This is a genomic window from Cupriavidus basilensis (assembly GCF_000876015.1).
GTDB lineage: Bacteria > Pseudomonadota > Gammaproteobacteria > Burkholderiales > Burkholderiaceae > Cupriavidus > Cupriavidus basilensis_B.
Genome location: NZ_BBQM01000020.1, coordinates 183,824 through 204,447, shown reverse-complemented (window position 1 = coordinate 204,447; position 20,624 = coordinate 183,824). Strand labels below are relative to the sequence as shown.

The following is a 20,624-nucleotide window of genomic DNA, read 5'->3' as shown; positions in this document are numbered from 1 at the left end:
GGCGCGGCGCGCCCGCCGCGCCGGCCACATCACACGACTACAAGGAGTTCCCCATGGCCCGCATGGTCCAATGCGTCAAGCTCAACAAGGAAGCCGAAGGGCTCGACCTGCCGCCGCTGCCTGGCGAACTCGGCAAGAAGATCTGGCAAAGCGTGTCCAAGGAAGCCTGGGCCGGCTGGCTCAAGCACCAGACCATGCTGATCAACGAAAACCGCCTCAACATGGCCGACACGCGCGCGCGCCAGTACCTGCTCAAGCAGACCGAGAAGTATTTCTTCGGCGACGGCGCCGACCAGGCCCAGGGCTACGTGCCGCCGCCGCAGGCGTGATGGCGGCTGCCCGCGGCCAGGTGCCGCGGCAGTGAAGCGCAAAAAAGGGTGCCGCGAGAGGCACCCTTTTTGTCGGCCGGAAATCCTGGCGCGCGGCTCAGAAATCGCTGCGCTTGACCCCTTCCGGCGTGCCCAGCAGCAGCACGTCCGCGCCGCGCAGCGCGAACAGGCCCACCGTCACCACGCCGGGCACGTGGTTGATGGCCTCTTCCAGGCCCTTCGGGTCGGCGATCTTCAGGCCGGCCACGTCGAGGATCACGTTGCCGTTGTCGGTCTTGTAGATGCCGCCTTCCTTCGTCATGCGCAGGCGCGGCTGGCCGCCCAGCGCGGCCAGCTTGCGCGCCACCGCGGCGCGTGCCATCGGAATCACTTCCACGGGCAGCGGGAACGCGCCCATCACTTCCACCAGCTTGCTGCCGTCGGCGATGCAGACGAAGCGCTGCGCCACCGAGGCCACGATCTTCTCGCGCGTGAGCGCGCCGCCGCCGCCCTTGATCATGGCGCCGCTGGCGTCGATCTCGTCGGCGCCGTCCACGTAGACGGGGATTTCGTCGACCTCGTTGAGGTCCAGCACGTTGAAGCCATGCTGCTGCAGGCGGCGGGTGGATGCCTCCGAGCTGGAGACCGCGCCGGCGAAGCGTCCCTTGAACGCCGCCACCGCATCGATAAAGAGGTTGGCCGTGGAGCCCGTGCCCACGCCGAGCACCGCGCCGGCCGGCACTTCCTTCTCGACATAGTCCGCCGCGGCTTGCGCCACCAGCGCCTTGAGTTCATCCTGAGTCATGACAACAGCCCGTCTGCTTGGGGGAAACCGCATAGTGTACCGGAATGCCGTGGCATCGCCGGAGGCGGCGCGGGGCGGCGGTACAATGGCTGCGAGGCCGGCGCCCGGCCCCCGCACGACGGCTCCGGGCGCCGGCCAAGGCATTGCGCCTTGCACCGCCCTCCCCTGCCGGGAGCGCAACGATGTACGGCGGCACGCGCGGCCCGGCATGCCGGCCGCGGCGCCATCCACCCTCTCTAACAGCGACTCACCGACCATGAACCAGCTCGATCAGCTCAAGCAGTTCACCACCGTCGTGGCGGACACCGGCGATTTCCAGTTGATGAAGCAGTACACGCCGCAGGACGCCACCACCAATCCCTCACTGATCCTCAAGGCCGTGCAGAAGGCCGAGTACCGCCCGCTGCTGGACCAGGCCGTGCGCGACAACGAAGGCCGCGACGCCGTCATGGACGCGCTGCTGATCGGCTTCGGCTGCGAGATCCTCGCGATCGTGCCGGGCCGCGTCTCCACCGAGGTCGACGCGCGCCTGTCCTTCGACACCGAGGCCACCGTGGCCAAGGCGCGCCACCTGATCGCCCTCTACGAGCAGCGCGGCATCGCGCGCGAGCGCGTGCTGATCAAGATCGCCTCCACCTGGGAAGGCATCCGCGCCGCCGAGGTGCTGCAGCGCGAAGGCATCCGCTGCAACATGACGCTGCTGTTCTCGCTGGCCCAGGCGGTGGCCTGCGCCGAAGCCGGCGCGCAGCTCATCTCGCCCTTCGTCGGCCGCATCCTCGACTGGCACAAGCAGAAGGCCGGCGACAAATGGGACGCCGCCGCCAACGCCGGCGACGACGATCCCGGCGTGCGCTCGGTGCGCCAGATCTACGACTACTACAAGAAATTCGGCTACGCGACCGAAGTGATGGGCGCCAGCTTCCGCAGCACCGGACAGATCCTCTCGCTGGCCGGCTGCGACCTGCTGACCATCAGCCCCGACCTGCTCGAAAAGCTCGCCGCCACCGAAGGCCAGGTCGAGCGCAGGCTGTCGGTGGACCAGGCCCAGGCCGCCAACATCGCGCGCATCGAATGCGGCGAAGCGGCCTTCCGCTGGCAACTCAACGAGGACCAGATGGCCACCGAGAAGCTGTCCGACGGCATCCGCCTGTTCGCGGCGGATGCGGTCAAGCTGGAGGCGCTGATCGCGCGCTGAGCGTGGCGGCTCAGGCCGCCGGCGGCACCGACCAGTCTTCGACGCTGACACCCGGGTAGGCGGCGAAATCGCGCACGTTGTTGGTCACGACGATGGCGCCCTCGGCCAGCGCGTGCGCCGCGATCAGCTTGTCCAGCGCGTCGGCCTTGCGCTCGCGCGTGGCCGCGCGGATCGGACCATAGGCGCGCGCCGCCGCGCTCGTCAGCGGCAGCACCGGCACGCGCGCCACCAGCGCCGCCAGCGCGCGGCGGGCCGCTTCCGGCTCCCGCGACATGGCGATGCCGTATTCCAGTTCCGCCAGCGTCACCGCCGACAGCACCACATCCCCTTCGAAGCACGCTTCCAGCCGCTGCGCCACGTGCGGCGGCTGGTTCTTCATCAGGTAGATGCACATATTGGTGTCGAGCATGTACCTGGCCATCAAAGCCCGTCCCGTTCGGCCTGCTCCTGCCGTTCGCGCCCGCCGGCGAGGAAATCCTCGGGAAACGCCGCGAACACGTCCAGCAGCCCGGTCAGGCGCTTGCGCGCCGGGCGGATGCGCAACTCGTCGCCAACCCGCTCGATCTCGAGCGGCATGTCGCTGTCCGGATAGGCAAGGTCGGCGGGAATCCGTATCGCTTGCGAATTCCCGTTGCGGAAGATGCGGGTGTGGTGCATGGCAGCCCCCTGATAAGCACTGGATGCAGGAAGTCTAGCACGGCGGCGGGCGATGTACATCCGGGATGTACATCGCCTTACACGAACCCGATCGGCTTGCCGCCGGCGCGCTCAGGCCGGCGCCGCGGCCTCGTCCCACAAGCGCGGCAGCACCACCCCGGCCGGCCCGCGCAGCACGATGTCGGCGGTCTGGTCCAGCGCCGAGGGCTGGGGGTTGACCACGATGACGTGCGCGCCGTGGTCCCTGGCGACACCGGGCAGGCCGGCGGCCGGGTAGACCAGGCCGGAGGTGCCCACCACCAGGCACAGATCGCAGGTTTCGGCGGCGTGCTCGGCGCGATAGCGCGCCACGCGCGGCAGTTCTTCGCCGAACCACACCACGCCGGGCCGCATCATGGCGTTGCACAGCCCGCAGCGCGGCGGCGTGCCGGGGATGGCGGTGACCGGGTCGCAGCGGCCGCAGCCGTCCAGCCATTTGTCGGCGAACAGGTTGCCGTGCAGCTCGATCACGTCGCGGCTGCCGGCGCGCTGGTGCAGGCCGTCCACGTTCTGCGTGACCAGCGTGACCTTCTTGCGCGCGGCGAGCGCGGCCAGCGCGAGATGGGCGGGGTTGGGATGGGTGGCGGCGACCAGTTCGCGCCGGTGCAGGTACCACGCCCAGACCAGCGCGGGCTGGCGCCGGTAGGCGTCTTCCTGCGCGAGCTCCTCGGGGTCGAAGCGCGACCAGAGGCCGGTCATGGCGTCGCGGAACGTCGGCACGCCGGACTCCGCCGATACGCCGGCGCCGGTCAGCACCATGATGCTGGCGGCATCGGCGACCAGGCCGCGCGCGGCCGCCAGCGACTGCGCGTCGCGTTCCGCCGTCATGGCGTCAGCGCGGCAGGCGGCGCTGGCGCACCGCTTCATACAGGCACACGCCGCTGGCCACCGAAACGTTGAGGCTTTCCACGCCGCCGGCCATCGGGATGCCGACCAGTTCGTCGCAGGTCTCGCGCGTGAGGCGGCGCATGCCTTCGCCTTCGGCGCCCATTACCAGGGCGATGGGGCCCTTGAGGTCGGCGTCGTAGACGGTCTTGTCGGTGCCGTCGGCGGTGCCGACCACCCAGATGCCGCGTTCCTGCAGTTCGCGCAGGGTGCGGGCGAGGTTGGTGACGGTGATGTAGGGCACGGTCTCGGCCGCGCCGCTGGCGACCTTGGCCACGGTGGTGTTGAGGCCGACGCTGCGGTCCTTGGGCGCGATCACGGCGTGCGCGCCGGCGCCGTCGGCCACGCGCAGGCAGGCGCCGAGGTTGTGCGGGTCGGTGACGCCGTCGAGCACCAGCAGCAGCGGCGTGCCTTCGATGCCGTCGAGCAGTTCGTCGAGGTTGAGCGCGAGCGCCACGTCTTCGGCGCGGGCCACCACGCCCTGGTGGCGGTCGGTGCCGGCCATGCCGCGCAGGCGCTCGGCATCGACCGGATGCAGGCGCACCTTGAGGCTCTCGGCCAGGCGGATGAAGTCCTGCATGCGGCGGTCGCGCCGCGCGGATTCTACGTAGACATCGGTGACGCCGGCGGCGTCCTGGCGCAGGCGCGCGGTGACGGCGTGAAAGCCGATCAGGAGTTTTTGTTTAGCCATGACGGGATTGTACCCGCCGGCACCCGCCGGGCGTTCGCGGCGGGGGCGCCGGTGATGGCGCCCCCGCCGTGCATCAGCGCTTGCGCGCCGCGCGGCTGCTCTTGCCGGCCGGTTTGCCGCCGCCCTTGGGGCCCGAGCCGAGATGCGCGGGCTTGGGCTTGGCGGCACGCTTGGCCGGCTTGCCGGCGGGCTTGGCGCCCTGTCCGGGGCGCGCCTTGACCGGCGTGATGACGGCCTCGAACACCGGCTGCTCCTCGATCACGCGGTCGAGCGTCTCGTCGAACGATTCTTCCGGCTTGGAGGTGCCGCCGAGCAGCGCCGCCAGCTGGCGGCCCTTCTTGCGCGCCGGCACGGCGTGCGCGGCGGGCACGCGCGGCTGGGCTTCGGTGACCGGCGCGCGGGCGCGCAGGTTCTTGGCCGACGGCTCCTGCACCAGGCGGAAGTCGATCTTGCGCGCGTCCAGGTCCACGCGCGAGACCTGCACGCGCACGCGGTCGGTGAGGCGGTAGCGGATGCCGGTGCGCTCGCCGCGCAGTTCGTTGCGCGCCTCGTCGTACTGGAAGTAGTCGCTGCCCAGTTCGGTGACGTGCACCAGGCCTTCGACGTAGAGCTCGTCGAGCTGCACGAAGATGCCGAACGACGTGACCGAGCTGACCGTGCCCGAGAACTCGCTGCCGAGCTTGTCGCGCATGAAGTAGCACTTGAGCCAGGCTTCGACGTCGCGCGAGGCTTCGTCGGCGCGGCGCTCGTTGGCCGAGCAGTGCAGGCCGAGCTCGTCCCAGATGGCTTCGTTGCGCTTGGCGCGCGCGGCGCTCAGCTCGGCCTTGGCGGCGGCGTCCTTGGCCTGCAGGCGGCGCGCCTTGGGCGCGATGGCGGTGTTCAGCGTCGTGCCGGGGGCGAACGCCGGCTGATACTTGGTGTGCGCCAGCACGGCCTTGATCGCGCGGTGGACCAGCAGGTCGGGGTAGCGGCGGATCGGGCTGGTGAAGTGGGCATAGGCCTCGTACGACAAGCCGAAGTGGCCGATGTTGTCCGGGCTGTAGACCGCCTGCTGCATCGAGCGCAGCAGCATGGTCTGCAGCATGGGCGCGTCGGGACGGCTCTTGATCTTGTCCATCACGTCGGCGTAGTCGGCCGCCTGCGGCTTGTCGCCGCCGGCCAGCGACAGTCCCACGGTCTTGAGGAACTCGCGCAGGTTCTTGAGCTTTTCCTCGCTCGGGCCGGCGTGAATGCGGTACAGCGTGGGATGCTTGAAACGCTCGAGGAAGTCGGCCGCGCACACGTTGGCGGCCAGCATGCATTCCTCGATCAGGCGGTGCGCGTCGTTGCGGGTGCGCGGCAGGATCTGCTCGATCTTGCCCTGCGCATTGCAGACGATGTAGGTCTCGGTGGTGTCGAAGTCGATCGCGCCGCGCTCGCGGCGGGACTTGAGCAGGACCTGGAACAGCTCGTACAGGTTCTGCAGGTGCGGCACCAGGTCGGCGCGCTTGTGCGCCTCCGGACCCTTGGTGTTCGACAGCACGGCCCAGACCTCGTTGTAGGTCAGGCGCGCGGCCGAATGCATCACGGCCGGATAGAACTGGTAGGCCTTGAGCTCGCCCTTGGCGGTGATGACCGCGTCGCACACCATGCACAGGCGGTCCACCTGCGGGTTGAGCGAGCACAGGCCGTTGGAGAGCTTCTCCGGCAGCATCGGGATCACGCGTCGCGGGAAATACACCGAGGTGGCGCGGTCGAGCGCGTCGGCGTCGAGCGGCGTGCCGGGACGCACGTAGTGCGACACGTCGGCGATCGCCACCACCAGGCGCCAGCCCTTGGCGCGGCCGATCTTGACCGGCTCGCAGTAGACCGCGTCGTCGAAGTCGCGCGCGTCCTCGCCGTCGATGGTGACCAGCGGCACGTCGCGCAGGTCGATGCGGTGGTCGAGGTCGGACTCGCGCACCACGTCCGGCAGCGCGGCGGCTTCCTTGGCGCAGGCATCGGAGAACTCGTGCGGCACGCCGTACTTGCGCACCGCGATCTCGATCTCCATGCCGGGGTCGTCGATGTCGCCCAGCACTTCCACCACGCGGCCGACCGGCTGCACGTAGCGGTCGGGATAGTCGATGATCTCGACGCTGACCACCTGCCCCACGCGCGCCTTGCCCTGCGACTTGGGCGGGATCAGGATGTCCTGGCTGATGCGCTTGTCTTCCGGCGCCACCACCAGCACGCCGCCTTCGCTGAGCAGGCGGCCGATCACGTAGCGGTTGGCGCGCTCGATGATCTCGACGATCTGGCCTTCGGGCCGGCCGCGCCGGTCGTAGCCGATCACGCGCACCTGGGCGCGGTCGTTGTGCATCGCCTTCTGCAGCTCGCGCTCGGGCAGGAAGATGTCGTCGTCGCCGTCGTCGCGGATCAGGAAGCCGAAGCCGTCGCGGTGGCCCTGCACGCGCCCGGTCACGAAGTTGGGCTGGTGGGCCAGCTCGTAGCGGCCCTTGCGGTTGAGTTCGATCTGGCCGTCGCGCTCCATCGCGGCGAGGCGTTTCTGGAATCCGTCGTGCTCCTTGCGCGTGACGGCCAGCGCCTTGGCGATGTCGCCTGCCGACAGGGGCGACCCGGACGTCCTCAGGACGCCGAGGATTTCTTCCCGGCTAGGGATCGGATAGTTATTTTGATTCAATTTTTATGGATAGTATTTGACAAACGTATTGCGGTCGCTATAATGAGCGCTTCGGTTGTTTCGACGCCCGCCCAGGTGGCGAAATTGGTAGACGCACTAGGTTCAGGTCCTAGCGGTGGCAACACTGTGGAGGTTCGAGTCCTCTCCTGGGCACCAGATCAAACGGAAAACCCGCAGCGCTTTCGAGCCTTGCGGGTTTTTTGTTTTCCGTCCTGTTCTCCGGCATCTGATCCGACAACTTGCTGCTCCCGATTCGATTTTTTCGATTTTCTTCGCGACCGCGCGACTGAATAAAAAGATAAGCACGGCGGCGGTTCCGGCCTGCGCTGCGCCGCCCTCGGGCGGCCCTTCCTGGGGACTGCCGTTCACATGAACGGCAGCGCGCGGCCCGGATCACCCGCTGCCTGGCGCCGACTGCTGCGCTGCGGGTGAGTGTATCAGTTTCAGTGCCGATACCGGCATTCTTCCGCTGCCTGCGGGCCAGAATGTCGCGTTTTGCGCAGGTTTCCCGCGATTTTTCAATATGAACGCCACTGTCGCGGCACGCGGCCGGCCTGCCTCGCCACCCGCGCGCCGGCGAGCCGCGGCTTGACAGTCGCCCGCATCTGTAACTATGATGGTTTCACATCGCGCTTCGGATTGCGCTCCCCCATGACCACCAGCAGCCGCTTCGCCGTCGCCGTCCATATCCTCACCTTGCTGGCCAGCGCCGACGCGCCGCTGCCGTCGTCGCTGATCGCCGGCAGCGTGGGCACCAACCCGGCGCTGATCCGGCGGCTGATCGGGCAACTGGCCGAAGCGGGGCTGGTGAGCACCGCGATGGGCAGCACCGGCGGCGCCTCGCTGGCGCGCGCGGCGGCGTCGATCACGCTGCTCGACGTGTTCCGCGCGGTGGAGTCGACCGCCCTGATCGCCCTGCACCACAGCGCGCCCAACCCGGCGTGCATGGTGGGCCGGGAAATCACCGGCGCGCTGAAGCACGCCGCCGACCGCGCGCAGGCGGCGATGGACGGCGCGCTGGCGGAGATCACCATCGCCGGCATGCTGGCGGACGTGGAGCGCGCCGCCGGGGAGCGCCGCAAGCGCTGATTTTTTTGCGCCGATATGTAACTGAACTGGTTTCATATCGGCGATTGGCGCCCGCGCCTTGCGCGGGCATGACTATGCTGTGAGACACACAGCGGTGCAGCAGTCCCGAGCCACAAACAGCAGGCAACCAAGCCAGGAGTTGAACATGAAGATCGCAATCATCGGCGCCACCGGCCGCGTCGGCACCCGCCTCGTCGACGAAGCGCTGCGCCGCGGCCACACCGTGACCGCCGTCGCGCGCCAGGCCGGCAAGCTGCCGGCGCAGCCGAACCTGACCACGCGCGACGCCGACGCGGCGGATACCAAAGCGCTCGCTGCCGCCATCGCCGGCAGCGACGTGGCCATCAGCACGGTGCGCTTCGAACACACCAGGGCCGCGCAGATCGTCGGCGCAGTCAAGGCCGCGGGCGTGCCGCGCCTGCTGGTGGTGGGCGGCGCCGGCAGCCTCTACGTGGCGCCCGGCGTGCAACTGGTGGATACGCCGGGATTCCCCGACGCCTACAAGCCGGAGGCGCTGGCCGGGCGCGATTTCCTCGATGCCCTGCGCGCCGAGACCGCGCTCGACTGGACCTTCCTGTCGCCGGCCGCGCTGTTCGAGCCGGGCACGCGCACCGGCACGTGGCGCACGGGCGGCGACACGCTGCTGTCCGACGCCGCGGGCAAGAGCTGGATCTCGATGGAGGACTACGCCATCGCCATGCTCGACGAGGTGGAAAAGCCGGCGCACCCGCGCCAGCGCTATTCGGTGGCTTACTGAGCGATGCCTCGGGGCGGCGCGCTGCCGCCCCGCCCGCTCGCTTCTCAGCCGGCCGGCCGCGCGAGGTAGCTGCGCCGCGCCGGCTTGAGCACCGCGATGGCCAGCAGCGCGGTCGCGATGTCGAGCGTGATCGCCACGCCGAAGACCGGCATCCAGCTACCCAGCCGCTCGTGCATCAGCGCGGCCAGCGGGCCGCCGAAGATCGAACCGATGCCCTGCGAGATGTACAGCCAGCCGTAGTTGGTGGTGGCGAAGCGCGTGCCGAAGGTATCGGTCAGCGTGGAGGGAAACAGCGAGAAGATCTCGCCCCAGCCCAGGAACACCACGCCCGACAGCAGCACGAACAGCACCGCGTTCTCGCGCGTCAGCAGCCACAGCGCCATCGCCACGCCTTCCAGCGCGAAGGCCAGGCACATGGTGTTCTCGCGTCCCCAGCGGTCGGAGACCCAGCCGAACAGCGGGCGCGTGAGCCCGTTGGTGAAGCGGTCGAGCGTCAGCGCCAGCGGCAGCGCCGCCATGCCGAGCACGGTGGCGCCGGTGACGCCGAAATCCTTGGCGAAGGCCGCCATCTGCGACGTCACCATCAGGCCCGAGGTGGACATCATGGTCATCATGCCGAACAGCAGCCAGAACAGCGGCGTGCGCAGCATCTGGCGCGTCGGCACGTCGGCCACGGCGCGCGCGGCGCTGCCTTCCCGGCCATGCGCCGGCGCCGCCGCCGCGTGCGCCGCGGGCGCGCGCAGCCCCTGCGAGGCAATGAAGCCGATCACCGCGAACAGCAGGCCGAACTGCCACAGCGTGGTTTCCAGCCCCTTGCCGGCCAGCGCCGAGGCGATCGGGAAGGTGGTGACGATCGCGCCCATGCCGTAGCCAGCCGCGACCATGCCCACGGCGAAGCCGCGGCGGTCCGGGAACCAGCGCACCATCTGGCCCACCACGCCGACGTAGACGATGCCGGTGCCCAGGCCGCCCACCACGCCGTAGCACAGGTAGAGCATGCCCAGGCTCTGCACCTGCGACGCCAGCACCCAGCTCAGCCCCGACAGCACCGTGCCGAGCGCGATCAGCCGGCGCGGCCCGAAGCGCTCGATCAGCGCGCCCTGGAACGGCGAGAAAAAGGTCTGCAGCACGATCAGCAGCGAGAAAGTGACCTGCAGCTCGGACAGCGGCACGCCGAGCTTGGTGGCGAGCGGCTTGGTAAACAGGGTCCAGACGTATTGCGGGCTGGAGATCGCCATCATGCACGCCACGCCCAGCGCGAGCTGGATCCAGCGCGTGCGCGCCAGTGGCAAGGCGGGCGCCAGGCCGAGTACTGCGTCATCTGCAACGGAACGCATCGAACCACTCCTTGAACGGACTTCGGGGAAAACCGGCGCGCGCAAAGCGCGCCGCCGGTGCGCAGGCCCCGGGACGGCCGGCGCGGCCGGCGCGCCATGCGGCCGGGAGCCGCGAAAAAAACGGGCGGCGCCGCGGCGCGCGCCCCATGCCTTGCGCCGCGCCTACCAGCCGGCCACGCTGCCGTCGCTGCGCGGATCGGAGCCGCCTTCGTAGAGGCCGTTCGGGTGCAGCAGGATGGCGCCCGCGTGTCCCATCGTCTCGTCGTAAGGCCTGAGGATTTCCACGTCGTGGCCGAGCTGGCGCAGCGCGTCGCTGGTGGCGGCGGGAAAGCGCGCCTCGAGCTTCAGGGTGTCGCTGGTCTGGCCCCAGGTCCGGCCCAGCAGCCAGCGCGGCGCGTCGATGGCGGCCTGCGGGTTCATGCCGAAATGCGCGATGCGCGAGAACACCGCGCTCTGCGACTGCGGCTGGCCGTCGCCGCCCATGTTGCCGTAGACCAGCGTGCGGCCGTCGGCCAGGCGCGCCAGCGCCGGGTTGAGCGTGTGGAACGGCTTGCGTCCCGGCGCCAGCGGATTGCGCGCGGCGGGGTCGAGCGAGAAGCTGCAGCCGCGGTTCTGCCAGTTGACGCCCGAGGCCGGCAGCACCACGCCGCTGCCGAACTCGTGATAGATGCTCTGGATGAAGCTGACCGCCACGCCGTCGCCGTCGATCACGCCCATCCACACGGTGTCGGCGGGCCCCAGGCCATTGCCCCACGGCAGTGCGGCGTCCGGGCGGATGCGCGCCGCGGCCGTGTCCAGCCAGTCCGGCGTCAGCAGGTCGCGCGGATCGATGTCCATGTGGAGCGGATCGGTGATATGGCGGTCGCGCACGCCGAAGGCCTGCTTGGTCGCCTCCACGCAGGCGTGGACGAAGGGCGCGCCGAGCGGGTCCATGCCGCTGTCCAGCAGGCGGTCGAGCTGGCCCAGGATCAGCAGCGAGACCAGACCCTGCGTGGGCGGCGGCATGTTGTAGACGGTGCCGCGCGAATGCGCCAGCGCCAGCGGGGTCTTCCACACGGCGCGGTGCGCGCGCAGGTCGTCGAGCGTCAGCGGGCTGCCCACGGCGGCGAGGTCGCGCGCCATGCTGTGCGCGAGGTCGCCCTGGTAGAAATCGTCCAGCCCGACGCGCGCGAGTTGCTCCAGCGTCGCGGCCAGGCGCGGCTGGCGGAAGCGGCTGCCGGTCGCCGGCACGCCCTCGGCAAGGAAGGTCTCGGCAAAACCCGCGATGCCGGCCAGTTCGGCCTGCTTGGCCGCCACGCAGGCCGACTGGCTTTGCGTGACGGGCACGCCGTCGCGCGCATAGGCGATGGCGTCGGCCAGCAGGCGCGACAGCGGCAGGCGCCCGCCCAGCGCTTCCTGCGACCACGCCCGCGCGGCGTTCCAGCCGGAGACGGTGCCGGCCACGGTGTTGGCCGCCAGGCCGCCGCGGAACGGGATCGTGGCCAGGCCGGCCTCGCGGTAGCGTTCGATGGTGGCCGCGCCGGCCGCCGCGCCGCAGGCCTCCAGGCCGCGCGGCGCTTCGCCGGGCCGGGCGATCAGCCAGAAGCTGTCGCCGCCGATGCTGTTCATGTGGGGATAGGCCACCGCAATGGTGGCCGCCGCGGCGATCATCGCCTCGACGGCATTGCCGCCTTCGCGCAATACCGCCAGCGCGCTCTGCGAAGCCAGCGCGTGCGGCGCGACGGCCATGCCGCGGCTGCCGCGGATCGGATTCAGGTGAGAACTCATCGTGTCCTGCAATTTATGTATACATAAACGGATTCGCAGGAGACGTTGCAACATGCGTGCCACGGCGGACAGAACGCAGGCCCGGATGCACAAACATGGCGCGAGCGCGGCCATGGCGCGGCCCGCAAAGCGTCAGCGGGCGCGCCAAGACCGCGTGGCGGGCGTGTTGGGAGAGGTCCAGGGGAAGGTGCCGGGCGGCGGGCCCGGGCGTGGCCGCCGTCCGGCGACCGGCAAGGAAAGCCCGGCGTCAGCCGAAGCGCCTGCGCCGCGGCGGTGCGCCCGGCGGCACCGGCAGCACAAGGCTGGTGCGGATCCGCTCGAGGCGCTCGGTGGTCAGGCGGCTCACTTCGGCGCGGCCGTCCTCGATATGCGAGGCCAGCAGCGCGACGGCGCGCGCGCTGTCGCGCGCGGCCACGGCATCGAGAATGCCGGCGTGCTCGTCATAGGTCAGTTCGACGCGGTCGCCGTAGGCGAAGTCCAGCCGGCGGATGATGCGGATGCGGTCGGTCACCTGCTGGTGAACCGCGGCGGCCTCCGGGTTGCCGGCCGCGTGCATCAGCGCGAGGTGGAAACCCTCGTCGAGCCGCGCCACCTCGTTGCCGTCGGCCAGGCGCTGCGCGCGCGGCACGCGCCAGATGGCGTCCTGCCGCGCCAGGCTGGCGAGGTCGACGTGGCGCGCGGCGGGCTGCTGGCACAGCCGCGTCACCGCGTGGGTTTCCAGCACGGTGCGCAGTTCGTAGAGCGCTTCGAAGCGGCCCAGGTCGAGCGGCACCACTTCCCAGCCGTTGCGGTAGTGGCCGCGCACCAGGCCGTCGCCCTGCAGACGCTGCAGCGCCTCGCGCACGGGCGTGCGCGAGATGCCGAGCCGCTCGGCGACGTCGTTCTCGGTGAAGCGGTCGCCAGGCAGCAGGCGGAAGGCGAAGATGTCGTCGCGCAGGCTGTGATAGGCAGCCTGCGAGCGCGAGGCCCGCGTGGCGACGCCGCCCTGCCCGCTCATGTGCGCGCGCCCCGCGGATCAGGCCTGCGGGCCGCCGTCGGCCGCGCGCTTGCCGCGCTTGAGCCAGGCCGCGAGGTTGTGCGGGCGCAGCGTGTCGTACTCTTCGAACGGCTGGTGGATCCAGGGATTGGTCGGCAGGAAGGTCACGTGGTAGTCCGGCTTGACCTTGGAGCACGCCTTGTACCAGAGCACCGCCGAGCGGACTTCCGTCACCGCCGGATAGCGCTCCTTCAGGTGGCGGCCCACGCGCTCGAGCGTGACGCCGGAATCCACCAGGTCGTCGACCAGCAGGATCTTGCCCGACAGCTCGCCGCGGGTCATGGTGATGTACTGCGCGATGTCGAGCTCGCCCTGCTGCGTGCCGGCCGCCTCGCGGTAGCTGCTGGTGGCGAGGATGGCCAGCGGCACGTCGAAGATGCGCGACATCTGGTCGCCCACGCGCAGGCCGCCGCGCGCCAGGCACAGGATCTTGTCGAACTGCCAGCCCGATTCGTGGACGTTCAGTGACAGGCGTGCGATCAGGCTGTGGTAGTCATCCCAGGAAATCCACAGGTTCTCGTCGTCGTTCGATGGCAGGTTCATGGTTCTTGTCGCCTATTCCGGCGCTTCGGCTTGTGGTCTGTCGACCGGGAATGCTTCGGCCCGCTTGCGCGGGCCGATTTGCTATTGTGCTGCGGACGCCTTGCCGGCGCCATGCCATGCGCGCCCTCGCGGGCGCCCGGCGTCACGCCACGTACGGGTGGCGCAGCAGGATGGTTTCGTCGCGGTCCGGGCCGGTCGAGATCATATCGATCGGGATGCCGACCACTTCCTCGATGCGCTTGAGGTAGACGCGTGCCTGCTCGGGCAGCGCGTCCCAGGCCTTCACGCCGAAGGTGGACTCGTTCCAGCCCGGGAATTCCTCGTACACCGGCACGCAGCGCGCCACCGCATCCGAGCCGCGCGGCAGGATGTCGACGGTCTTGCCGTCGAGCTGGTAGCCCACGCACAGCTTGATGGTCTCGAGGCCGTCGAGCACGTCGAGCTTGGTCATGCACAGGCCCGACACGCCGTTGATCTGCACCGAGCGCTTGAGCGCGGCGGCGTCGAGCCAGCCGGTGCGGCGCGGACGGCCCGTGACCGAGCCGAATTCCTTGCCGACGTTGGCCAGGCGCACGCCGACCGCGTCCTGGCGGGCGGGGTTGTCGTTGTCGTACAGCTCGCTGGGGAACGGGCCCGAACCCACGCGGGTGCAGTAGGCCTTGGTGATGCCCAGGATGTAGTTCAGGCGGCCCGGGCCGACGCCGGCGCCGGCGGCGGCCGCGCCGGCCACGCAGTTGCTCGAGGTGACGAACGGATAGGTGCCGTGGTCGACGTCGAGCAGCGTGCCTTGCGCGCCTTCGAACATCAGGTTGTCGCCGGCGGCGTTGACCGCGTACAGCTCGGCGGACACGTCGGCCACCATCGGCGCCAGGCGCGGCGCGTAGGCCAGCATTTCGTCCAGGGTCTGCTGGAAGTCCACCGCTTCGGCGCCCAGGTACTGGGTCAGCATGAAGTTGTGCAGGTCCAGGTTCTCGCGCAGGCGCTCGGCGAAGGTCTTGGGATCGAACAGGTCCTGCACGCGCAGCGCGCGGCGGGCCACCTTGTCTTCGTAGGCCGGGCCGATGCCGCGGCCGGTGGTACCGATCTTGCCGGCGCCGCGGCGCGCTTCGCGCGCCTTGTCGATGGCGATGTGGTACGGCAGGATCAGCGTGGTCGCTTCGGAGATGCGCAGGCGGTTCTGCACCTGCAGGCCGGCGCCTTCCAGCTCCTCGATCTCGCGGAACAGCGCCTCGGGCGACAGCACCACGCCGTTGCCGATGTAGCAGACCGTGCCGGCGCGCATGATGCCCGAGGGAATCAGCCGCAGGATGGTCTTCTTGCCGCCGATGATGAGGGTGTGGCCCGCATTGTGGCCACCCTGGAACCGCACCACGCCCTTTGCATGATCGGTAAGCCAATCGACGATTTTCCCTTTGCCTTCGTCACCCCACTGGGTGCCGATCACGACGACATTGCGTCCCTGGCTTACTGCAGAAGCGGACATGTTGATTTGGTCAGAAGGTTAAAAACGTATTTTACTCTCGTTGCCGGACAACACCCCGTTTTTGGGGAGCCGGCCGGCAACGGGCCGAAAGCGGGCGCGGCAGGCGCCGCGGCGCTGCCGGCCCATGCGCGCGAGCCGCGCGAAAAAAGGGCGCCTACGCCCCGGCGCCGCGCGGCACCACCACCCAGCCGCCGTCCTGGCGCACCAGCTGGCGGTCGCAGTTGAATTCGTCGAGCTGGTGCGTGTGGCCCGGCAGCGACTGGATCACGATCTCGCCGTCGGCGCGCAGCGCGGCAATCGCGGCGCGCAGCTCGGGATCCGCATCCCACGGCGCGAAGATGGCGAAAGCCCGCACTTCCAGCGGCGACAGCGCGGCAACCTCGCGCAGATCGAGCGAGAAGCCGGTGGCCGGCCGCGCGCGGCCGAAGGCTTCGCCGACCTTGTCGTAGCGCCCGCCGCGGGCCACGTAGTTGGGCAGGCCGGCGACGTAGGCGGTAAACATCACGCCGCTGTGGTAGTGGTAGCCGCGCAGGTCGGACAGGTCGATGTTGACGCTCGCCCCGCTCACCGCGGCCGCCAGCGCGGCCAGCTCGTCGAGCGCGCGCGCGATGGCCGGGCTGGCCGGCAGCGTGGCGCGGGCGCGCTCCAGCACGTCCACCCCGCCGTACAGCGTGGGCAGCGCCAGCAGCGCCTCGCGCTCGGCCTGCGGCATGCCTTCGGTCAGCTCGCGCAGCGCCGGCACGTCCTTGGTCTCGAGCGCGGCGAACAGCGCGTCCTCGATCTTGCGGCTCGACGGCAGGCCGTCGAGCAGCGCCTCCAGGATGCCCGCGTGGCACAGGTCCAGGCGCACGTCGGTCAGCCCCGCGACCTGCAGCGCGGCCAGCATCAGCGACTGGATCTCGACGTCGGCCTCGAGGCCGGCGTGGCCGTAGATCTCGGCGCCGACCTGGATCGGTTCGCGCGTGGCGCGAAAGCCCGCCGGGCGCGCGTGCAGCACGTTGCCGGCGTAGCACAGGCGGGTCACGCCGGAGCGGTTGAGCAGGTGCGCGTCGATGCGGGCGACCTGGGGCGTGATGTCGGCGCGCAGGCCCAGCGTGCGGCCGGAGAGCTGGTCGACCAGCTTGAGCGTGCGCAGGTCGAGGTCATGGCCGGTGCCGGTCAGCAGGGACTCGAGGTATTCCAGCATCGGCGGCATGACGAGCTCGTAGCCGTAGGTGCGGAACAGGTCCAGCATGCGGCGGCGCAGCTCTTCGATCTTGCGGGCCTCCGACGGCAGCACGTCGGCGATGTTTTCAGGCAGAAGCCAGTGGTTGGACATGGTCAATCTCTTCACGTCGGTTGCCGGGCATCCGCGGGATGCCCGTTGAATTGGGTTCGCGCCGGCGGCGGCCGGACCGGCAGCGCCGCGCCGCCGTCACCCGGCGCGCCCGCCGTGCGGCGGCCGAGGCGCCCGGCCGGCGCGCGCATCGCGCCGCCCCAGCCGGACAAAACCCCGGCAAGCCGGGGTTTTGTCCTGGCGCCCGGCGGCCGTGGCCGCCGGGCGTGGCGCTTGGTGGCGCTCAGCGGCGTCCCGCCGCGGGCGCCGGCGCCGGGGCCGGCGCGCCGTTCGGCGAGCGCATGTAGCGGAAGAAGTCCGAGTTGGGCTCCAGCACCAGCACGTCGCGCTTGTCGCGGAAGGTATTGCGGTAGGCCTCCATGCTGCGCCAGAACTGCGCGAACTGCGGATCGCGGCCGAACGCGTCGGCGTAGATCTGCGAAGCCTGGGCATCGCCGTCGCCCTTGATCTTCTGCGCGTCGCGGTAGGCCTCGGCCAGCACCACCTCGCGCTGGCGGTCGGCGTCGGCGCGGATCTTCTCGCCCTCGGCCGCGCCGGTGGAGCGCAGCTCGTTGGCCACGCGCTTGCGCTCGGCCTCCATGCGGCGGTACACCGATTCGCTGATCGCGGGCAGCAGGTCCACGCGCTTGAGGCGCACGTCGATGATCTCCACGCCGACCGACTGCGCGTAGTCGGCCATCGCCGAGCGGATGTTCTGCATGACCTTGTCGCGCTCGCCGGCGACCACGTCGGCCACCGTGCGCTTGCCGAATTCCTCGCGGGCGACGGAATCGATGCGCTGGGTCATGCGGTCCTGCGCGCTGCGGATGTTGCCGTTGAAGGCGACGAAGAACTTGCGCGGATCGGTGATGCGCCACTTGACGAACCAGTCCACCACCATGCTCTTCTTCTCGGCGGTCAGGAAGCGCTCGGACGCGGCCACGTCGATGGTCAGCAGGCGGCGGTCCATGAAGACCACGTTCTGCAGCGGCGGCGGCAGCTTGAAGTGCAGGCCGGGCTCGCGCACCACCTGCTTGATCTCGCCGAAGGCGAACACCACCGCGTACTGGCGCTGGTCCACCACGTACACCATCGAGGAGCCAATCGCCAGCACGATGAAGAGGCCGATGACAATCGAAATCAGTCGGTTCATGTCAGGGCTCCTCAGCGCGAATCGCGGTCACGGTTGCGCAGCAGTTCGCGCGACCGGTTGTCGCCGCTGGCGTCGGGCGCCGGCGCGGGAGCGCTGCCGGCGGCGGGCGCCTGCGCGGCGCCGGCGGCCGGCGTGCCGGACTGCGCCTGCGACATCAGCTTGTCCAGCGGCAGGTAGAGGAGATTGTTGCCCTGGCGCGAGTCCACCAGCACCTTGGTCGAATTCGTATAGATCTGCTGCATGGTTTCAATGTAGAGGCGGTCGCGCGTGACCTGCGGCGCCTTGGCGTATTGCGCCTGGACCTGCTGGAAGCGCGCGGCGTCGCCCTCGGCCTGGTTGACCACGCGCGACTTGTAGGCCAGCGCCTCCTCGTTCAGGCGCGCGGCGGTGCCCTTGGCGCGCGGGATCACGTCGTTGGCGTAGGCCTGGCCTTCGCTGATGGCGCGCTCGCGGTCCTGGCTGGCCTTGTTGACGTCGTCGAAGGCGGCCTGCACCTGCTCGGGCGGCTGCACGCTCTGCACGTTGACCGAGATCACGCGGATGCCGGTCTTGTAGGCCGAGAGGATGGACTGGATCGACTTGGCGAGGTTCTGCGCGATCTGCTCGCGGTTCTCGTACAGCACCGCATCCATCTTGTTGCGGCCGACGATCTCGCGCACCGAGGTCTCGGCGGCCTGCGTCACCAGCTCTTCGTCGCCGCCGCGGTCGGTCTTGTTGTAGAACAGGAATTCCTGGGCGTCCTGGATGTCGTACTGCACCGTGAAGCGGACGTCGATGATGTTCTCGTCCTGCGTCAGCATCGACGCGTCCTTCAGGTTGCTGTCCTTGATCGAGGTCGAGCGGCCCACTTCCACCGAACGCACGCTCGACAGGTTGACGATCTCGGCCGACTGGATCGGGTACGGCAGGCGCCAGTTGATGCCGGGGCCGGTGGTGTACTTGAACTTGCCGAACTGCAGGATCACCGCGGTCTGGCCTTCCTGCACCATGAAGAAGCCGCTGGCCAGCCAGATGCCGATGGCGGCGATCACCACCACGCCGGCGCCCACGCCCGAGCCCTTGCCCGGCGTGCGCGCGCCGCCGCCAAAACCCTGGTTGCCGCCGCCACCGTTGTCCTTGCGGCCGAGCAGGCCGTTCAGGCGGCGGTTGAAGTCGCGCCACAGCTCGTCCAGGTCGGGCGGGCCGTCCTGGGGCGGCCGCTGCTGCTGCTGGCGGTTGTTGTCCTTGTCCTTATCCTTGTCTTCATCATCGCCCCGACCCCAACGTGGATCGTTCAACGACAGGATCGCGCGCAAACGCTGCCACGCCGACCGCGACGGGGCGCCGCCGAAGGCATGGCTCGATTCAGGATTCCGGGGAAACTGGGGCATGAAGTGCACGGGTCCGGGATAGTTGGAACAGAGGGATTCTAACAGTCATCGACGCCACATTTGCCTATTTGGGGCAATCTGGCACCGATTTCCGCCGAACCGGCTTACAGCGTGTCGGGTTCTTCCGGAGCGGCGTCATCGCCGCCGTCCTGGCCGCCGTCCCCGCCGACACCCCGGTCATCGTCCGTGGTGTCGTCGTGGGCATCGTCCACGCGACCGTGCCCGTCGGCGAAGCGCGGGTCGAGCGGCGCCGGCCCGGCCGGCCGCTCGGCCAGCCAGCGCGCCGCTTCCACCACCGCCTCGCGCAGCGCGTCCAGGCCGATGCCGTCGCGCGCGCTGACGAACACGCGCACCGGCACGCCTTCTTCGTTGCGCTCCACGCGCGGGCCCTGCTCCAGCAGCTCCGGCGCGGCGTCGATCTTGTTCATCACGACGATCTGCGGGATGTCGTCGGCATTGATTTCGGCCAGCACGCGGTTGACCTGCTCGACCTGCTCGTGGCGCACCGGGCTGGAGGCGTCCACCACGTGCAGCAGCAAATCGGCGTGCACGGTTTCCTCCAGCGTGGCGCGGAACGCGGCCACCAGTTGCGTGGGCAGGTCGCGGATGAAGCCGACCGTGTCGGACAGCACCACGTTGCCCAGGCCTTCCAGGTAGAGCCGGCGCGAGGTGGTGTCGAGCGTGGCGAACAGCTGGTCGGCGGCGTAGGCGCGCGCCTTGGTCAGCGCGTTGAACAGCGTCGACTTGCCGGCGTTGGTATAGCCGACCAGCGAGATGCTCAGCGTGTCGTTGCGCGCCCGCGCGCGGCGCTGGGTGCTGTGCTGGCGCTGCAGCCGGGACAGGTCCGACTTCAGGCGCTTGGCGCGCTCGTCCAGCAGGCGGCGGTCGAGCTCGAGCTGGCGCTCGCCCGGGCCGCCGCGCATGCCGATCCCGCCCTTCTGCCGCTCCAGGTGGCTCCATGCGCGGACCAGCCGCGAGGCCTGGTACTGGACCTGGGCCAGCTCGACCTGCACCTTGCCGACGTGGCTCTGCGCGCGCTGGCCGAAGATGTCCAGGATCAGGCCGGTGCGGTCGATCACGTGGCGCTTGAGGAAACGCTCGAGGTTGCGCTGCTGGGCCGGGCTCAGCGTGTGGTTGAACACCACCACGTCCGCGTCGAGCGCGTCGGCGGCCTCCTTGAGTTCCTCCGCCTTGCCCGAGCCGATGAACAGCGCCGGGTCCGGGCGCGAGCGCCGGCCGGTCAGCATGTGCACCGGCGTCGAACCGGCGGTGGACGTCAGCAGCGCCAGCTCGCTCAGGCTTTCCTGGAAGTCGTGCTTGCCGAAATCGACGCCGACGAGGATGGCGCGGGAGGACTCGGAATTGGAGGTAGCTCTAGATTGCAAACGGGAGGATCGCGAAACGCGAAAAGGAAAACGATGGAAACCGGCCGGGGGCGTGGCGGGTGCCGCGAGGCAAGGGCCCTGTCCCGGTTGGCGCGCGGCGGCGGAGATGGTCCGCGGCGGCATGCACCAGGGTAAGGCATCGTGCGC

At 69.8% G+C, this 20,624-nt stretch carries 19 protein-coding genes and 1 tRNA gene; 5 read left to right on the top strand and 15 right to left on the bottom strand.

Annotated elements, in window-relative coordinates; translation table 11 throughout:
* The first annotated feature begins 53 nt into the window (after positions 1 to 53).
* Complete coding sequence (locus KF708C_RS22775; RefSeq protein ID WP_020205310.1) at positions 54 to 329, top strand: oxidative damage protection protein; 276 nt, start codon at positions 54 to 56, stop codon at positions 327 to 329.
* A gap of 97 nt (positions 330 to 426) precedes the next feature.
* Here the strand turns inward: KF708C_RS22775 and rpiA are convergent, their stop codons facing one another.
* Positions 427 to 1,113 carry a ribose-5-phosphate isomerase RpiA gene (rpiA, locus tag KF708C_RS22770; protein ID WP_059413365.1) on the bottom strand — a complete coding sequence of 229 codons (687 nt, stop codon included), beginning with the start codon at positions 1,111 to 1,113 and terminating at the stop codon, positions 427 to 429.
* A 256-nt stretch (positions 1,114 to 1,369) separates the two neighbouring features.
* Between rpiA and tal the strand changes: the two genes are divergently transcribed.
* Positions 1,370 to 2,308, top strand: a complete 939-nt coding sequence (gene tal, locus KF708C_RS22765; protein ID WP_020205307.1) for a transaldolase — start codon at positions 1,370 to 1,372, stop codon at positions 2,306 to 2,308.
* Between the two features lie 10 nt (positions 2,309 to 2,318).
* Here tal and KF708C_RS22760 read toward each other — a convergent pair whose 3' ends face one another.
* The 5 genes from KF708C_RS22760 to rnr all read right to left on the bottom strand — a co-directional run bounded on the left by KF708C_RS22760 (position 2,319) and on the right by rnr (position 7,242).
* Complete coding sequence (locus KF708C_RS22760) at positions 2,319 to 2,729, bottom strand: type II toxin-antitoxin system VapC family toxin (protein ID WP_059413364.1); 411 nt, start codon at positions 2,727 to 2,729, stop codon at positions 2,319 to 2,321.
* Positions 2,729 to 2,965, bottom strand: a complete 237-nt coding sequence (locus tag KF708C_RS22755; RefSeq protein ID WP_020205305.1) for an antitoxin — start codon at positions 2,963 to 2,965, stop codon at positions 2,729 to 2,731. The genes KF708C_RS22760 and KF708C_RS22755 overlap by 1 nt, the downstream gene beginning before the upstream one ends.
* 111 nt (positions 2,966 to 3,076) lie before the next feature.
* Positions 3,077 to 3,832 carry an SIR2 family NAD-dependent protein deacylase gene (locus KF708C_RS22750; protein WP_059413422.1) on the bottom strand — a complete coding sequence of 252 codons (756 nt, stop codon included), beginning with the start codon at positions 3,830 to 3,832 and terminating at the stop codon, positions 3,077 to 3,079.
* Between the two features lie 4 nt (positions 3,833 to 3,836).
* Entirely contained in the window at positions 3,837 to 4,580 is a 744-nt protein-coding gene (rlmB, locus tag KF708C_RS22745; protein ID WP_020205303.1) for a 23S rRNA (guanosine(2251)-2'-O)-methyltransferase RlmB, read from the bottom strand.
* A gap of 73 nt (positions 4,581 to 4,653) precedes the next feature.
* Positions 4,654 to 7,242, bottom strand: a complete 2,589-nt coding sequence (gene rnr / locus KF708C_RS22740; protein ID WP_029044104.1) for a ribonuclease R — start codon at positions 7,240 to 7,242, stop codon at positions 4,654 to 4,656.
* Between the two features lie 69 nt (positions 7,243 to 7,311).
* Between rnr and KF708C_RS22735 the strand changes: the two genes are divergently transcribed.
* From KF708C_RS22735 to KF708C_RS22725, 3 genes are all read left to right on the top strand, one after another.
* Positions 7,312 to 7,398 (top strand) — tRNA-Leu (locus KF708C_RS22735).
* 495 nt (positions 7,399 to 7,893) lie between these two features.
* Positions 7,894 to 8,331 (top strand): Rrf2 family transcriptional regulator, encoded by a 438-nt coding sequence (locus tag KF708C_RS22730; protein WP_059413363.1) that lies wholly within the window; start codon positions 7,894 to 7,896, stop codon positions 8,329 to 8,331.
* Between the two features lie 145 nt (positions 8,332 to 8,476).
* A complete protein-coding gene (locus tag KF708C_RS22725) occupies positions 8,477 to 9,088 on the top strand; it encodes an NAD(P)-dependent oxidoreductase (RefSeq protein WP_020205300.1) in 612 nt (203 codons plus the stop codon).
* A 44-nt stretch (positions 9,089 to 9,132) separates the two neighbouring features.
* Here KF708C_RS22725 and oxlT read toward each other — a convergent pair whose 3' ends face one another.
* The 9 genes from oxlT to hflX all read right to left on the bottom strand — a co-directional run bounded on the left by oxlT (position 9,133) and on the right by hflX (position 20,477).
* Entirely contained in the window at positions 9,133 to 10,425 is a 1,293-nt protein-coding gene (gene oxlT / locus KF708C_RS22720; protein WP_059413362.1) for an oxalate/formate MFS antiporter, read from the bottom strand.
* A 162-nt stretch (positions 10,426 to 10,587) separates the two neighbouring features.
* Positions 10,588 to 12,153: a gamma-glutamyltransferase family protein gene (locus tag KF708C_RS22715; protein WP_059413361.1), complete on the bottom strand. Its 1,566-nt coding sequence runs from the start codon at positions 12,151 to 12,153 to the stop codon at positions 10,588 to 10,590.
* 286 nt (positions 12,154 to 12,439) lie between these two features.
* Positions 12,440 to 13,189, bottom strand: coding sequence for a GntR family transcriptional regulator (locus tag KF708C_RS22710; RefSeq protein WP_059413360.1), 750 nt, complete (start codon positions 13,187 to 13,189; stop codon positions 12,440 to 12,442).
* A gap of 18 nt (positions 13,190 to 13,207) precedes the next feature.
* Complete coding sequence (locus KF708C_RS22705; RefSeq protein ID WP_059413359.1) at positions 13,208 to 13,771, bottom strand: phosphoribosyltransferase; 564 nt, start codon at positions 13,769 to 13,771, stop codon at positions 13,208 to 13,210.
* 142 nt (positions 13,772 to 13,913) lie between these two features.
* Positions 13,914 to 15,254, bottom strand: coding sequence for an adenylosuccinate synthase (locus KF708C_RS22700; protein WP_029044102.1), 1,341 nt, complete (start codon positions 15,252 to 15,254; stop codon positions 13,914 to 13,916).
* A 154-nt stretch (positions 15,255 to 15,408) separates the two neighbouring features.
* Positions 15,409 to 16,572, bottom strand: coding sequence for an ATP phosphoribosyltransferase regulatory subunit (locus KF708C_RS22695; protein WP_020205294.1), 1,164 nt, complete (start codon positions 16,570 to 16,572; stop codon positions 15,409 to 15,411).
* Between the two features lie 241 nt (positions 16,573 to 16,813).
* Positions 16,814 to 17,722, bottom strand: coding sequence for a protease modulator HflC (hflC, locus tag KF708C_RS22690; protein ID WP_059413358.1), 909 nt, complete (start codon positions 17,720 to 17,722; stop codon positions 16,814 to 16,816).
* Between the two features lie 11 nt (positions 17,723 to 17,733).
* Positions 17,734 to 19,092: an FtsH protease activity modulator HflK gene (gene hflK / locus KF708C_RS22685; RefSeq protein ID WP_059413421.1), complete on the bottom strand. Its 1,359-nt coding sequence runs from the start codon at positions 19,090 to 19,092 to the stop codon at positions 17,734 to 17,736.
* A gap of 104 nt (positions 19,093 to 19,196) precedes the next feature.
* Entirely contained in the window at positions 19,197 to 20,477 is a 1,281-nt protein-coding gene (gene hflX / locus KF708C_RS22680) for a GTPase HflX (protein WP_059413357.1), read from the bottom strand.
* Positions 20,478 to 20,624 lie beyond the last annotated feature (147 nt).